Genomic DNA, 14,264 nt, shown 5'->3' with positions numbered 1-14,264 from the left:
GCGTCGGAGGGGGAGGTAGGCGATACACTCTCCAATTGAGCGCAGGGGTTCCGCCCCCTCCGTCACGCTGCGCGTGCCACCTCCCCCTGGCGGGGGAGGATTGAGAGCCCTCGCTGGCTGAATGTTGATACGACCTAGACCAACCCCCGCCCGTCGATGCGCAGGACAGGCACGAAGTCGCCGGCGCCCGCGCGGGGCAGGGTGACCGTCAGCCCCGCCGCGCCGCGCTCGAACTTCACCTGCCCGCCACCGACCAACTCGACGCGCTCGATCACGGCGTCGGGCAGCGCCGCCTTGCCCAGCGCGACGATCGTCACCGGCTGCTCCGGCCAGGCGAGGAAGGCAGCGTAGAGCGCGCCCTTGCGCGTGGTGAAGCGCACGTCCTCGGCGGTGAACTCGACCTGCCCCTCGTTGAACATCCCGCCGCCGATCTTGGTCGGACCTTCGCCATAGATGCGCCAGGGCCGCGAGCCGAAGATCGCCGCGTCGCCGTTGCGCTGCATCCAGCGGGTAACGCCGGCGAGGATCTTCTCCTCCTCGCCGTCGATCGTGCCGTCGCCCCGCATCGGGATCGAGAGCAGCAGGTTGCCGTTCTTCGAGACGATGTCGCACAGCCGCTGGACGACCTTGAACGCGGGCATGTACGACTTCTGCTCGTAGCGGGCGCGGTTGTAATGCCAGTCGCCGATGCAGGTGCAGGTCTGCCAGGGCTCGTCGCGCAGCCTATCGCTGAAGCCGCGCTCGACGTCGTCGACCAGCGCGGTGCGCTGATAGGGGCTGAGCTGCTTGGCGGTGGCGACGACCTCGACCTGGCCGTCGCGCGCGATGCTCTGGCGATAGTAGTGCGCGAGCGCCTCGAGCCCGACGTTGCCGAAGGGCACGCCGAAATCGTCGAAATAGACCATGTCGGGCCGGTATTTCTCGACCAGGTCCTGCTGGCGGAGCAGCCATTTGGCGACATGGTGCGGGTTCTCGGGCGGAGCGAACTCCATCCAGCGGCCGCTATGGACGTCGTGCCAGTCGCGCATCGCCTGCGCGCTCGCGACCCCGTCGGGCGGGACCATCGCCGGGCCCGTGTAGAGCTCCTGCGGGTCGAGCCCCTCCCACCAGGTCCCGGCACCGTCGGCCTTGGTCAGCTTGAAGGCGTCGTAGCGCTCGCCGGCACGCGGCCCCTCGGCGTCATAGCCGTAAGCGGTCTGCCACCAATGCCAGGCATGCGCGCTGTGGTTGCTGACCGCGAAGCGCAGGCCGTTCGCGCGCGCGATCTTCTCCCAGGTGCCGATGATGTCGCGCTTGGGGCCCACCCGCAGCGTGTTCCACGGATGGTATTTGCTGTCATAGGTGTCGAGATTGTCGTGGTGGTTGGCGAGCGCCATGAAGTAGCGCGCGCCCGCGGCCTTGTAGAGCTTGACGAGGTGTTCGGGCTCCCAGTTTTCCGCCTTCCAGGCATTCTCGATCTCGAGGAAGCCGCGATCGGCGGGGTGGCCGTATTTCCTGCGGTGGTGCTCGTAGACGGGGTTGCCCTGGATATACATCTGGCGGCCGTACCAGTCGCCGAATTCGGGCACGCATTGCGCGCTCCAATGCGCCCAGATGCCGAACTTGGCGTCGCGGAACCAGTCGGGGACGCGGAAGGCGGAGACCAAGCCGGCCCAGTCGGGCGCGACCTCGGCGCTGGCCGATGGAGCGAGGCTCGCGGCGCCTGCGCCTGCAAAGCTTCCGAGCGCCTGTCTCCGTGTAAGCCGCATATCCCCCTCTCAATTTTTATCTGTGAAATATATTTTCGTGGAGAATATCGGAGCCGCGGCGCGGATACAAGCTCCCGTGCCCCCGGGATCGGTACCTACGGGTTTCTGCCATGTTCCCTAATTCAGCATTTAATGTAGAAAGCCTGTTAAGTAGCCGGAATTGCATGCGTTCCTCGCAAGCGTTCCCACTAAGGTTCGGAGCGCGTCTATGGGGGGAAGGCGGGGCATAGAGCCCGTGCGGTATTCGACTGCGGGCATAGCCCCGGCCGAGCGTCACGAAGCATGGACCGATCGTGGCTGGCCCAGCATCGCGTCCCTGTTCGATTCGACGCCGATCGGGCCGTTCTCCACCTCGGCGGAAAATGTCTATCTCGACGGGATCCCGGTGTCCTATTCCCATGGTACCGCGCGGCAGCTCGCGCGGACGCCCGAGCGGATCGCGGCGGACCGGATCGACGTCCTCGGCGTGGGCGTGCTGATCGAAGGCGAGATGCACGGTGTCGCGCGGACGCGGGAGTTCGTGCTGCACCCCGGCGAGATCCTGTTGTTCGACATCGCGCAGCCGGTCACGATGACCATGTCGGCCTGTCGGTCGATCCAGCTGGCCATCCCCCGGCCCCTCGCCGAATCGCAGCTCGGGCCGGTGGCGGCATTGCACGGGCTGGTGATCGGCCGCGACGAGGCGGCCTTGTTCCGCGCGCATCTGCTCAAGCTCAGCGAGGCGCTGCAGCTGATCGCCGCCGAGGACGCGCCGCGGATCGCGCGGACGCTGCTCGACCTGCTGGTGGTCGCGGTCCATGCCGCGTCGGACGGCGCGAAGGGCATGCCGCAGCCGCCTGCCGGCGCCGCGGCGCGCGCGCGCGAGGAGATCCGCGCCAATCTGGAATCCTCCTCGCTCACCATCGCCAATCTGTGCCGGCGCCTGAAGGTGTCGCGGAGCACGTTGCACCGGCTGTTCGAGTGCGAGGGCGGAGTGCAGACCTATATCCGCAACGCCCGGCTCGACGCGGCGCGGCTGGCATTGCTCGATACGGGGAATGACGAGCGCATCGGCGCGATCGCCGACCGGCTCGGCTTCAGCGACGCCGCGCATTTCAGCCGCCTGTTCCGCACGCGCTTCGGCCAGACGCCCAGCCAGTGCCGCGCGCTGCGCAGGCCCTAGAAGAGCAAAGTCAGCGCGTAGAAGGCGGCACCGACCAGCGCCGATGCGGGGATGGTGATCACCCAGGCCATCACCACGTTCTGCGCCACGCCCCAGCGCACCGCCGAGGCCCGGCGCGCGGTTCCGGCGCCGATGATCGAGCCGGTGATGGTGTGCGTGGTCGAGACCGGGATGCCCAGCGCCGAGGCCGAGAACAGCACGATAGAGCCCGCCAGCGAGGCGCTGAAGCCCTGGTGCTGCGACAGCTTGGTGATCCGCGAGCCCATCGTCTCGATGATCTTCCACCCGCCGGTCATCGTGCCGAGCGCGATCGCGACATAGCAGCTGATCGCCACCCAGTGCGGCACGTGGAACTCGCCGCTCAGGCGCCCGGTGGAGTAGAGCAGCACGGTGATGATGCCCATCGTCTTCTGCGCGTCGTTGAGGCCGTGGCTCAGCGAATAGGCCGCCGAGGATACCAGGTGCAGGCTGCGGAAGCTGCGCTCGGCGGTCCGCGCGGTGGCGCGGTGCAGCAGCCACGAGCTGACCAGCATGACGAGCATCGCGAGGAACATGCCGAGCGTCGGCGACAGCACGATCGCGAGCAGGGTCTTGTTGAGCCCGCCCCAATGGATGCCGGTCAGCCCCGCATGCGCCACGCCCGCGCCGATCAGCCCGCCGATCAGCGCGTGGCTGCTCGACGAGGGGATGCCCTTCATCCAGGTCAGCACGTTCCAGAACATCGCCCCGCCGAGCGCGCCGAAGATGACCGCGGGCGTGACCACGTCCTTGTCGACCAGCCCCTTGCCGATCGTCTCGGCGACGGCGTGGAGCGAGGGGATCGCGATCGTCAGGAAATAGGCGGCGAAGTTGAACACCGCCGCGAAGAGCACCGCCTGGACGGGCGAGAGCAGGCGCGTGGCGACGACCGTGGCGATCGAGTTGGCGGCGTCGTGCAGGCCGTTCAGGAAATCGAACGCCAGCGCGACGGCGATCAGGCCGACCAGCAGGGGAAAGGCGAGCTCGTGCATGAAGCGGCGATCAGGCGTGGTCGATCACGATGCCGTCGATCTCGTTCGCGACATCCTCGAACGCGTCGACGATCCGCTCGAGATGCTTGTAGATCTCGCGATCGACGACGAACTTCAGCGTGTCGCCGGCGCCATATTCCTTGAAGGTGCGCTTGAGCCCGGCGGCATGGATCTCGTCGGCATGGCCCTCCATGCGGACGAGGCGCTCGGTGAGCTCGTGCAGGCGGCCGGCGTTCTGCGCGACGTTGCGGAGCAGCGGCATCGCCTCGGCGGTGAGGCGGGCGGCGTCGACGATGATGCCCGCCATGTCCTTCATCTCGGGCTGGAAGCTCTCGACCTCGTAGAGCGCGATCGCGTTCACCGTCGCCTGCATCTCGTCGATCGAATCGTCGAGCGCGCCGACCAGGCTGGTGATCGCGCCGCGATCGAACGGCGTCAGGAAGGTCTTGCGCACCGTCTGGAGCACTTCGCGGGTGATGTTGTCGGCATCGTGCTCGCGCTCGATGACCTCGCGTACATGCTCCTCGCCCGCCGGGCCGCCCTCGAGCAGCCGCGCCAGCGCGTCCGCGGCGGCCATGACGGTGATCGAATGCGCCTCGAACAGTTCGAAGAAATTGCCCGTGCGGGGCAACAGGCGCTGAAACCAAGCGAACATCGGACCTAACCTCGATTTTTCGGCGGCGGCGCCTAGCATGCCGGTCCGCCGGGTTGCAGCCTTGAACTCGGACGCGCCGAACGAGCGGATGAGATCGCGCAGGTCGGGCTCCTCCACGGCGTCCGCGGCTTCGGCGAGCGTGAACCAGCGCCGCTCGCGTTCCTGCCGCTCCTTCCACTCGGGAAGCTCGCGCGTCACGGCGAGCGGGAAGACGTCGACATCCATCATCAGTGAAGCCCCGCTGCCGCGCAGCTTGCGATAGCGGTACGAGCCGAGCGGGGTGGGACAGACGGGGCCGACCACGCCGGCCTCCTCCTCCGCCTCCTGCGCGGCCGCCACGTGCGGGGCCATGCTCGACATCGGATTGCCCTTGGGCACGACCCATCGGCCCGTGCCGCGCGAGGTGATCAGCAGGATGCGCACCGCCGCGTCGGCGGACACGCCGTCGGTTCGATAGGGCAAGGCTGCGATCTGGCGGATGACGGGTTTCCAAGCTGCCGGTTCAAGACGAAGCGCGCGCCATGGCCGGTACCGCGCGCCAATTCAAGCGCGATGGGGGTGGGAGCGTTTGCGGATGCCGTCGGAGAAGGGCCTTTGATTTTTTCACGCGGAGGCGCGGAGGCGCGGAGATTTAGTTCGCGCAGAGGCGCAGAGGACGCAGAGAAGAGCAGTATCCGCGCGTCAGCGCGCCCCTTCTTCTGCTTCGCGCGTTGCAGAAAGGCTGCTGGCGCAGCCGGGCGAGACAACTCTGCGTCCTCTGCGCCTCTGCGCGAACCTCTTCTTCTTCGCGCCTCCGCGCCTCCGCGTGAATCAATTTCATGTCGCTGCGGCTGATGAACGGTAGAGCGTCGGCACCCCCCAACCCTAGCAGGCAGCCAATGCCCCATCCGGGATCGCCCGGCTCGCCGGCTGCCATTCCTCGGGTACCGGCGCGGGAGACTGCGCGGTGCGCGCGCGGAAATAGGCGCCGATCGCGCCGCGGCGGCGGATCTGGAGCTTCTCGAGGATGTTGTGGATGTGGTTCTTGACCGTGGCCGGGCCGATGCGGAGCTCGATCGCGATCTCCTTGTTGGAGAGCCCTTCGGCGGCCAGCGCGGCGATCTCGCGCTCGCGCCGCGTGAGGGTTGGGCGAAGGTCGGCGGTGGTTCCGGACAAGGCGGCGACTCGGCGGCAGAGCATGGCGACCAGCTGGGGCGCGCAGCCGACCTCGCCCGCCATCGCCTGCTCGATCGCCTGCTCCAGCTCGGCGAGCGTCCCGTCGCGGCCGACGAAGCCGATCAGGCCCGCCTCGGCGCAGGCGACGCTGGTCGCCGCGCTGCCGATGCCGAAACCGACGATCGGGACTTGGGGCCGCAGCGCGCGCAGCTGGCGCGCGACGACCAGCGCTTCCGGCGCGGACGCGTCGAGCAGGATCGCGTCGACACGGAGCGATCCGAGCGTCGCGATCGCTTCCCGCCCGCTGAGCGCATCGACGATCGACATGCGCCCGAGCTGCGCCAATCCGCGCGCCACGCCCTCGCGATACAGCAGGACGTCACTCACCACGAGAACCCGAATCGAACCATCTGCCCCTGCGGCCTTGGCCTGGCTCACAATCATCGTTCACAACTCCGAACACGCGAGAACGGATGATGCGGACAGCAAGTCACGAGATTCATTTCGTATTTGCCTCGCCCGCAAGTAACGAACTTGTAAATGTTAAATTATCTTGGGCCCGAGGCCGCCTTGTCGCAAATCGCATCACGTGCACTGCGCGGCGGTGACAGCAATCTATCATGGGTTTGGCCTTTACGCAAAGGGCGTACCCACTTTTCCGATGCGGTCTGGTCTTTGCCTGGCCGGCCGGCGGATATGGTTCTCCGCCATTGGATCTAGACCGATCGGTCTATCCTGCTTGAAATCATTGGGCTGCCTGCCCGCCGTGTCGCTCGTCTAGCGCACTGAGGTTTCCGGAAATGGTCTGGCCCGCCGGCTGGGCCATTTTGCCGTCCGTCCGGGCGATAGGCGCGAATCCGGGACCTTCTAAGCTTGCGGCGACCAGCTTCGGAGGAGGGGAAGATTGCGATTCGCATTCAGCTCGGCCCGATGCCCACGATGCTCAGCGAGATCGTGGTCCAGATGCTAGGCGACCGCGACACCCTGATCTCGGGGCCGAGCGCGCCCGGGATCGATCCGCTCGCCGCGGCGCGCGAATCGGGCGCCCAGTTGCTGGTCGTCCAGTCTGCGCCCGGCGACGACACGATCGAGCGGATCTTCGCGCTCCCCGATCTCGCCATCCTGATGATCTCCAGCGACGGGCGTCAGGGACGCCTCGTCAGCTTCGCGCAGCAGCCGGTGACGCTCGACAGTGCCTCGATGGCGGCGCTCGCGCTGCAAGTCGCGGGGCACGCCTGATGGCGAACTATCGCGCCATCGCCGCGGCCAGTGCCACGATCCTCGGTCTGCTGCGCGATCGCTTCCCCAGCGCCGATTTCGGCGGTCCGCTCAACATCGAGCTCTATCAGTCGAAGGATTTCGCGAGCGCGATGAAGGAGGGGATCGCGATCTGCCTGTGGCGCGTCGCGCCCAACATCTCGCGCCGTGCGCTCGGCCCGCGCACCGACATCCACGGCCGGCGCTTCAAGCCTTCGCTGCCGGTCGATCTCTATTATCTGCTCGTACCCTTCGCCGAGGATGCCGAGCGCCAGCAAAGGCTGCTCGGCTGGATGCTGCGCGCGATGCACGAACTGGGCCCGCTCGTCGCCAGCGAGCTCAACCACTTCCTCGCCGAGAGCGACATCTTCGCCGAGGCGGAATCGCTCGACATGGTCAACGACCCGCTGACCATCGCCGACCAGCTGACCCTGTGGGACCGCATCAAGAACATGCCGCCGTCGGCGACCTATGCGATGCGGATGCTGCTGCTCGACAGCGAGCAGAGCCTCGACGAATATCCGATCGTCACCGAGCGCGAGCTCGACATGGGCGTGCTCCAGTGACCGCGGTGCAGATCCTCGAGCGGGTCGTCCGCCCGGCGCCGATCGGGCTGCGCTTCCGCGACGTCGCGACCGGCGCCTTTGTCGGCGAGGGGCTTCGCGTGACCGTCACCTCGGTGCGCAACCCGGCGCGGCGCGCGACGCTCGACGTCAACGGCAGCGGCGTCTGGTACGCGCATCGCTTCCCCGGCTTCTCCGACGCGACGCTGGCGAGCACGCCGGACTGGGAAACGCTGCAGCAGCCCTGCCTGGTCGAGGTCGATGATCCGTCGGGCCGGTTCCTGCCGCTGCGCGTGGAGATCGACTTGCCGCATCGCGGGCTGGTCGACTGGCCGGGCTGGAGCAGCCTGCCGCAGGACCTGCTCGCGCCGCTCGCCAACAACGAGAGCCCGCCGGTGATTTCACCCGAGGCGCTGCCGCTCTTCTCCAGCGCCGCGCGGAACGCGCCCGCGCCGCTCGCCGAGATACGCTGCCAATTGCTCCGCGACGATGGCGGGCCCGCGGCCTGGGCTTTGCTCACTGCGTCGCACGCCGGCACCGTCCGCGCGATCGGCCAGGCCGATGGCGAGGGGCGGGCGGTGTTGTTCTTCGCCTATCCCGAGCGGCCGCGGCCGTCGCTGGCGACTTCGCCGCCGGCGATCACCGATTTCCGCTGGTCGATCGAACTGGCCGCTTATTGGAACGGCCTCGATCCCGCGCGGCCGCCCGAGTTCGCCGAATTGATGGCGCAGCTCGATCATCCGCGCACGCTCTACGCGTCCACCGTCTCGCCCCCCGAGCCGCTGCCGTCGCAGCTGCTCAGCTTCGGGCGCAGCCTCGTGCTGCGCACCGACTCCACTCCCGATGGCCCGTCCTCCTGTCTCGTCATGGCGGCGTCATGAGCAACCAAGGAGAACCGTGATGCCCGAATATCTCGCGCCCGGCGTGTTCGTGGAGGAAGTCTCCTTCCGCGCGAAGTCGATCGAAGGCGTTTCCACCACCACCACCGGCTTCGTCGGCGCGACGCGCTACGGCCCGATCGACATCGAGCCCGAGATCGTCACCAGCCTGGTCGAGTTCGAGCGGGCCTATGGCGGCAAGGCCAAGCTCGATTTCTCGGACGGCGGCGAGACCGACAATTACATGTGGAACGCGGTCCGCGCCTTCTTCGAGGAAGGCGGCAAGCGCTGCTACGTAGCCCGCGCCTATACGCCGTCGAGCGCCGACGAGCTCTCCGGCTATGCGGTCGCCGACACCGCCGAGGGGGGCGGATCGCCGGCGGACCGGCTCGATTTCGCGGTGCGCGCGCGCTTCCCGGGTAGGGCCGGCGACGGCCGCGTCACCTTCACCCTCGCGCTCGGCCAGAACCGGCTCGCGCGCAACCCGGACGACACGGTCTCGCTGAAGGGCACCGCCAATCGCGACGTCGTCTGGGTCGGCGCGCCGGTGAACGGCTTCCGCCTTCTGCTCTGGGACGAGCTCAACCGCGCCTGGAAGCTGGGTGACGCCGACGACGATCTCGACACCGCTACCGAGCTCGCGCCGCTCTTCCCGGCGCCCGCTGACCCCGATGTCGATCCGCTCGACGTGCGCGTGGTCACGGTCACGGTCACGGTCGAGCCGGTCACCAACGATCTGCCGACTTTCGTCGCGGCCGAGCTGCCGCTCGATCCGCTCCACGAGCGCGGCGGCACGCCGGACTCGCTCTTCGCCTATTTCGCCGAGACGCCCGCCAGCCTGTCGCGGGCGCGGACGATCCCGATCGTGATCGGCGACTTCGCCAGCAACGGGCTCGACGTGCTCGACGATCTGCGCGACCTGCACGATCTCAACCTCGCGAGCTCGCCGCCGGAGCAGCTCGACACCGTGCTGCTCGATAGCGAGAGCAGCAATGCGGCACGCAGCGTCGTGGTGCGCCTCACGGGCGGCGATGACGGCGCGATCCCGCTGCCCGCGGCCTATGCCGGCGAGACCAACGCCACCACCAACCGCTCGAGCGGGCTGGTCGCGTTCGAGGCGCTCGAGGACATCTCGATCGTCGCCGCGCCCGGCGGCATGGTGACCGAGAGCCCGCGCTCGCGGGCGATCGTCGCCAATCTGATCGGGCATGCCGAGCGGATGAAATATCGCATCGCGGTGGTCGACAGCGCCAAGGGGCAGACCATCTCCGAGGTGCGGGCGCTCCGGGCACTCTACGACAGCAGCCACGCGGCCTTCTATTATCCCTGGGTGCGGATCCTCGATCCGCTGACGGGGCAGGAGAACCACTATCCGCCCTCGGGCTTCGTCGCCGGCATCTATGCCCGCAACGACACCAACCGCGCGGTCTACAAGGCGCCCGCCAACGAAGTGGTGACGCTCGCCATCGGCTTCGAGGCGCTGCTCAACAAGGCGCACCAGGAAGTGCTCAACCCGGAGGGGGTGAACTGCTTCCGCTTCTTCGAGGGGCGCGGCATGCGGCTCTGGGGCGCGCGGACCATGTCGAGCGACCCCGAGTGGAAGTACGTCAACCTCAGGCGCTATTTCGCCTATCTCGAGCGCTCGATCGACAAGGGCACCCAATGGGCGGTGTTCGAGCCCAATGGCGAGCGCCTCTGGGCGAACGTCCGCTCGACGATCCAGGATTTCCTGCTCAACGAGTGGCAGAACGGCGCATTGCTCGGCGACAAGCCCGAGAAGTCCTTCTTCGTGAAGTGCGACCGCTCGACCATGTCGCAGAACGACCTCGATAACGGCCGGCTGGTCTGCCTGGTCGGGGTCGCGCCGCTCCGTCCCGCCGAATTCGTCATCTTCCGCATCGGCCAGTGGACGGCCGATCGCAAGATCTGAGGAGAGATATCATGGCCGTCCCGCGCGACCGTCCGTACGTCCAGTTCAACTTCCTCGTCGACATCGGCGACGGCAACACCGAGGGGCCGGCCGCCGGCTTCCAGGAGCTGTCCGGCATCGGCATGGAAGTGACCGTCTCCGAATATCGGACGGGCAATTCCAAGGAAAATTCGGTGATGAAGATCACCGGCATGAACAAGTCGACCGACGTCACGATGAAGCGTGGCGTGATCGGCTCGCTGAACCTCTACCAGTGGCTCGACGATATCCGGAACGGCAACCAGAACGCCCTCCGCACCGTCAAGGTCACGCTGCAGAACGAGGACCACAGCGCCGCGGTGGTGACGTGGAAGCTGCTCCGCGCCCGCATCATCAAGTCGACCATGGGCCCGTTTAACGCGAAGGGCACCGACGTCGCTATGGAAGAGATGGTGCTCGCCTATGAGCGGCTCGAGATGGAGTGACGCCTTGTACCCGCGTCGCCTCCTTCCCGGCATCGCCGTAGCCGTTCCGCCGCCGGCGTTTCCCGACGCGCTGCCGCGGATGGACGTGGCGCTGTTCGTCGGCTTCGCCGAGCGCGGGCCGACGCACCGGCCCGTCGCGATAGACGGCGTCGACGCCTTTGCCGCGGTGTTCGGCGGCGACCTGGTGCTCGCGCATGGCGAGACGCCGGTGACCGCGGCGCTGGCGCCGTCGGTGCGCGGCTTCTTCTCGAACGGCGGGACGCGCGCCTGGGTGATCCGGGTGGCGCGCACCGAGGCGCTCGAGCGGCGCTGGCGCGGCGAGGACTATTCGCCCGCCCATGTCGCGGTGGCGCGCACCTTTACCCTGGCCGGAATCCCCGGCGCGAAGGTGCGGGCGAGCAGCGTCGGCAGCTGGGCCGACGACATGCGCGTCTCGGCCCGGGTCGAGCGCAGCGCCGGGCGGCTCCGGCTGATGCTCCGCGCCGAGCGCGGCGGGGTGGGGGTGGTCAGCGGCCCGTTCGGCGTGTCGCCCGACGACCCGGACAGCTGGTGGAACGAGGCCGACGACGACGCCTTCTACGCCGACCCCCAATCGGTAGCCGGCCCGCGGAGCTGGCTCGCGCCCCTGGGCACGCCCGCCGACTGGGACCTGGGCGCGCTCACCGATTTCTGGTCCGAGGCCGTCGGCGCCGACGCCGAGGGCCGCACCCCGCTCGAGCGTGATGGGCTGTCGCGCTTCGATGCCGAATTGTTCCTCGATCCCGCGCTCGCCACCACTTCGGTCGCGGCGCTTGGCGAGGCCGCGGCGCGGATGCGCGACCTGGACGGCGTGCCGTTGCTCGGCCTCCACGGCGCCTTCGCGGTGCCGGGCGGAGCGGACTTCGCCGAGCCGAGCATGATCGCCGTGCCCGACGCGGTCCAGCCGGGCTGGTCGCCGCGCCTCCCCGAACCGCTGACTCCGCCGGTCGACAAGCAGGGCGAGATCCCCGCGCGGTGGCGCGACCATCTCGGATCCTGCGCGGTTCCCGAGGCCGTGCCCGGCATGGGCCGTCCCGATCCGACGCGCTTCCTCGACTGCGGCACCCGCCTGCTGCTCGCCCCGATCTTCGACGAGGTGACCAGCCCGCAGCCCGCCGGCGCGGTCGACCTCGCATGGTCGGCCTCCGAGCCCGGCGCCACCTATGTGCTCGAGGAATCCGGCCGCGCCGATTTCGCCGGCGCCGAGGAGATCTGGCGCGGCGAGGCGCTGACCTACCGCGTCCAGGTCGAGCGCGAAGGCGCCTATTATTACCGCATCCGCGCCGAACTGGACGGCAATGTCAGCAAGGCCTCGGTCATCGGCTTCCTCGTGCAGGACAGCGCCTGGGAGGCGGTCGGCGAGGCCGGCTATGACCCCGAGCCGCTGCTGAAGGTCCGGATCGCGCTGCTGCGCGCCTGCGCGGCGATCGGCGACCAGTTCGCCTTGCTCTCGCTCCCGCGCCACTATCGCGCGTTCGACGCCGCGCAGCACGTCGCGACCCTGGCCAAGAGGCTGCCGCAGAACGAAGTCCGCGCGCTCAGCCACGCGGCGCTCTATCACCCCTGGATCGCCGCGCCGATCGGCAGCGCCGTCGCGCCCGACTGGCTCGTCGTGCCCCCCGAGGGCGCCGTGGCAGGCACCTTCGCGCGCCGCGCGCGGCAGCGCGGCGCCTGGCTGGCGCCGGCCAACATCCCCATCGAGGACATGGTCGCGCTCTCGCCGGTCGTCCATGACCGCGACCGCGAGGATTTCGCCCGCGCCCGCGTCAACCTCGTCCGCCGCGCGCCCATCGGCTTCGTCGCCAGCGACGCGATGACGCTGTCGAGCGAATATGACTGGGGCGAGGTCAATGTCCGCCGACTCATGAGCCTGCTGCGCCGGGTGTGCGTCCGCCGCGGCGCGCCCCTCGTCTTCGAGCCCAATGGCGATACCACGCGCCGCGCGATCGAGCGCAGCTTCGGCCACATGCTCGACGACATGGTCCGCCGCGGCGCCTTTGCCGGCAAGGGCAAGGCGGACAGCTATCGCCTCAGCGTCGACGCGACCGAGAGCGACCGGATGAACGGCCGGCTGGTGATCGAGATCGCCGTCGCGCCCGCCCAGCCGCTGCGCTTCCTCACGCTCGTCCTCGCCCAGGCCGGCGAGCGCTTCACCGTCGCGGAGGAGCGCTGACATGCCCGACGAAAAGCCGCGCCCCTATCCCTTCATGGCCTTCAACTTCGCGGTGGAGATCATGCGCGCTGGCGAGGGCAAGCCTTTGGTCGAGGCCGCCTTCTCGGACTGCGACGGGCTCGAGATGACGATGGACGTCAAGACCATCAAGGAAGGCGGCGCCAACAACCGCGCGATCCGCGTCAACGGCGCAGTCGCCTATGCCAACCTCACGCTCAAGCGCGGCATGACCGAGAATTTCGACCTGTGGAAATGGTTCGAGGATTCGGTCGCCGATCCGCGGCTGCGCGCCGATGCCGAGGTGGTGATCCTCGGCCCCGACGGAAGTGAGCGCGCGCGCTTCCAGCTCTCGCGCTGCGTGCCGATCAAGATGAAGGCCCCGACCTTGAGTTCCACCGCGGGCGCGGTGGCGATCGAGGAGCTCCAGATCGCCTATGAGACGCTCAAGTTCGTGCCCGGAAAGGCCGCGGCATGACCGAGCTCGCCAAGGCCCAGCTGATCCAGCTCGACGACGACTTCAAGAAGGAGAAGCCGGGCGGGCAGAAGGTCAGCGTCCAGTTCAACCCGGAGACCTTGAAGGTCACCTTCGCCAACCAGCTCGTCCAGCCGCAGGGCGGCGACCAGGCGGCGGGCAATACCGGGCGCCAGTTCGTCGGTGCGGGCACCACCAAGCTCGCGCTGACCTTGTGGTTCGACGTGACCGCGATGACCGAGGACGCCGTCGACGATGTGCGGCGGCTCACCCAGAAGGTGATCTTCTTCATGACCCCGACGCCGGACAAGAAGGACAAGAAGAAGATGGTCCCGCCGGCGACGCGCTTCGTCTGGGGATCCTTCCTGTTCGACGGGATCGTCGAGGGGCTCGAGGAGAGCCTCGAATTCTTCTCGCCCGAGGGCAAGCCGCTGCGCGCGCAGATCACGCTGACCCTGGGACAGCAGAAGATCCTCACCGCCGAGTTCAAGGGCGACGGCAAGGTGCCCTCGTCGCCCGGCCAGAAGCCGATGTCGCAGGCCAAGCAGGGCGACACGGCGCAGAGCATGGCGGCCAAGAACGGCCAGTCCGACTGGAAGGGCATGGCCGCCGCCAACGGCATCGAGGATCCGCTGCGGCTCTCGCCCGGGCAACTGATCGACGTGCATGCCGGGGCCGGTGCTGGGATCGGCTTCTCCGCGGGCGCCAACATCCAGCCGCCTTCGATCTCGCCGCCGAAGCTTTCGGCGAGCGTGTCGGTCAGCATCAATTGAGGAGCG

13 protein-coding genes are annotated in these 14,264 nt (G+C 68.3%); 9 read left to right on the top strand and 4 right to left on the bottom strand.

From position 1 onward, the window contains the following. Positions 1–134: 134 nt before the first annotated feature. Positions 135–1,748 carry an alpha-L-fucosidase gene (locus MT490_RS17065; RefSeq protein ID WP_297390426.1) on the bottom strand — a complete coding sequence of 538 codons (1,614 nt, stop codon included), beginning with the start codon at positions 1,746–1,748 and terminating at the stop codon, positions 135–137. A 235-nt stretch (positions 1,749–1,983) separates the two neighbouring features. Between MT490_RS17065 and MT490_RS17060 the strand changes: the two genes are divergently transcribed. Continuing rightward, a complete protein-coding gene (locus MT490_RS17060) occupies positions 1,984–2,910 on the top strand; it encodes a helix-turn-helix domain-containing protein (protein ID WP_297390424.1) in 927 nt (308 codons plus the stop codon). On the opposite strand, the gene MT490_RS17055 is transcribed toward MT490_RS17060, so the two are convergent. From MT490_RS17055 to MT490_RS17045, 3 genes are all read right to left on the bottom strand, one after another. Continuing rightward, positions 2,907–3,920, bottom strand: coding sequence for an inorganic phosphate transporter (locus MT490_RS17055; protein ID WP_297390422.1), 1,014 nt, complete (start codon positions 3,918–3,920; stop codon positions 2,907–2,909). The genes MT490_RS17060 and MT490_RS17055 overlap by 4 nt on opposite strands. A 10-nt stretch (positions 3,921–3,930) precedes the next feature. Continuing rightward, on the bottom strand, positions 3,931–5,037 hold the full coding sequence (locus tag MT490_RS17050; RefSeq protein WP_297390421.1) for a DUF47 family protein: 1,107 nt from the start codon (positions 5,035–5,037) through the stop codon (positions 3,931–3,933). Positions 5,038–5,439: 402 nt separating this feature from the next. After that, positions 5,440–6,117, bottom strand: a complete 678-nt coding sequence (locus MT490_RS17045; RefSeq protein ID WP_297390419.1) for a response regulator transcription factor — start codon at positions 6,115–6,117, stop codon at positions 5,440–5,442. A gap of 552 nt (positions 6,118–6,669) precedes the next feature. Between MT490_RS17045 and MT490_RS17040 the strand changes: the two genes are divergently transcribed. Genes MT490_RS17040 through MT490_RS17005 form a run of 8 tightly spaced genes read left to right on the top strand, consistent with a single transcriptional unit; the run spans position 6,670 to position 14,258 of the window. Then, positions 6,670–6,969 carry a hypothetical protein gene (locus tag MT490_RS17040; RefSeq protein ID WP_297390417.1) on the top strand — a complete coding sequence of 100 codons (300 nt, stop codon included), beginning with the start codon at positions 6,670–6,672 and terminating at the stop codon, positions 6,967–6,969. Next, positions 6,969–7,553 carry a DUF4255 domain-containing protein gene (locus tag MT490_RS17035; protein WP_297390416.1) on the top strand — a complete coding sequence of 195 codons (585 nt, stop codon included), beginning with the start codon at positions 6,969–6,971 and terminating at the stop codon, positions 7,551–7,553. Before MT490_RS17040 ends, MT490_RS17035 begins: the two co-directional genes overlap by 1 nt. After that, entirely contained in the window at positions 7,550–8,431 is an 882-nt protein-coding gene (locus MT490_RS17030) for a hypothetical protein (protein WP_297390414.1), read from the top strand. Before MT490_RS17035 ends, MT490_RS17030 begins: the two co-directional genes overlap by 4 nt. A 19-nt stretch (positions 8,432–8,450) precedes the next feature. Next, the gene (locus tag MT490_RS17025; RefSeq protein ID WP_297390412.1) at positions 8,451–10,358 is read left to right on the top strand and encodes a phage tail sheath subtilisin-like domain-containing protein; all 1,908 of its coding nucleotides are present in this window, start codon (positions 8,451–8,453) and stop codon (positions 10,356–10,358) included. Between the two features lie 11 nt (positions 10,359–10,369). Then, complete coding sequence (locus MT490_RS17020; RefSeq protein WP_297390410.1) at positions 10,370–10,822, top strand: phage tail protein; 453 nt, start codon at positions 10,370–10,372, stop codon at positions 10,820–10,822. 4 nt (positions 10,823–10,826) lie between these two features. Then, on the top strand, positions 10,827–13,013 hold the full coding sequence (locus tag MT490_RS17015; RefSeq protein WP_297390408.1) for a phage tail sheath C-terminal domain-containing protein: 2,187 nt from the start codon (positions 10,827–10,829) through the stop codon (positions 13,011–13,013). Between the two features lies 1 nt (position 13,014). After that, on the top strand, positions 13,015–13,488 hold the full coding sequence (locus tag MT490_RS17010) for a phage tail protein (protein WP_297390406.1): 474 nt from the start codon (positions 13,015–13,017) through the stop codon (positions 13,486–13,488). After that, positions 13,485–14,258, top strand: coding sequence for a peptidoglycan-binding protein (locus MT490_RS17005; RefSeq protein WP_297390404.1), 774 nt, complete (start codon positions 13,485–13,487; stop codon positions 14,256–14,258). The genes MT490_RS17010 and MT490_RS17005 overlap by 4 nt, the downstream gene beginning before the upstream one ends. Positions 14,259–14,264: the final 6 nt, after the last annotated feature.

This window comes from Sphingomonas sp. (assembly GCF_026460985.1).
Taxonomy (GTDB): domain Bacteria; phylum Pseudomonadota; class Alphaproteobacteria; order Sphingomonadales; family Sphingomonadaceae; genus Sphingomonas.
The sequence above is the reverse complement of the archived record's forward strand: the minus strand, read 5'-3'. Positions and strand labels throughout refer to the sequence as shown.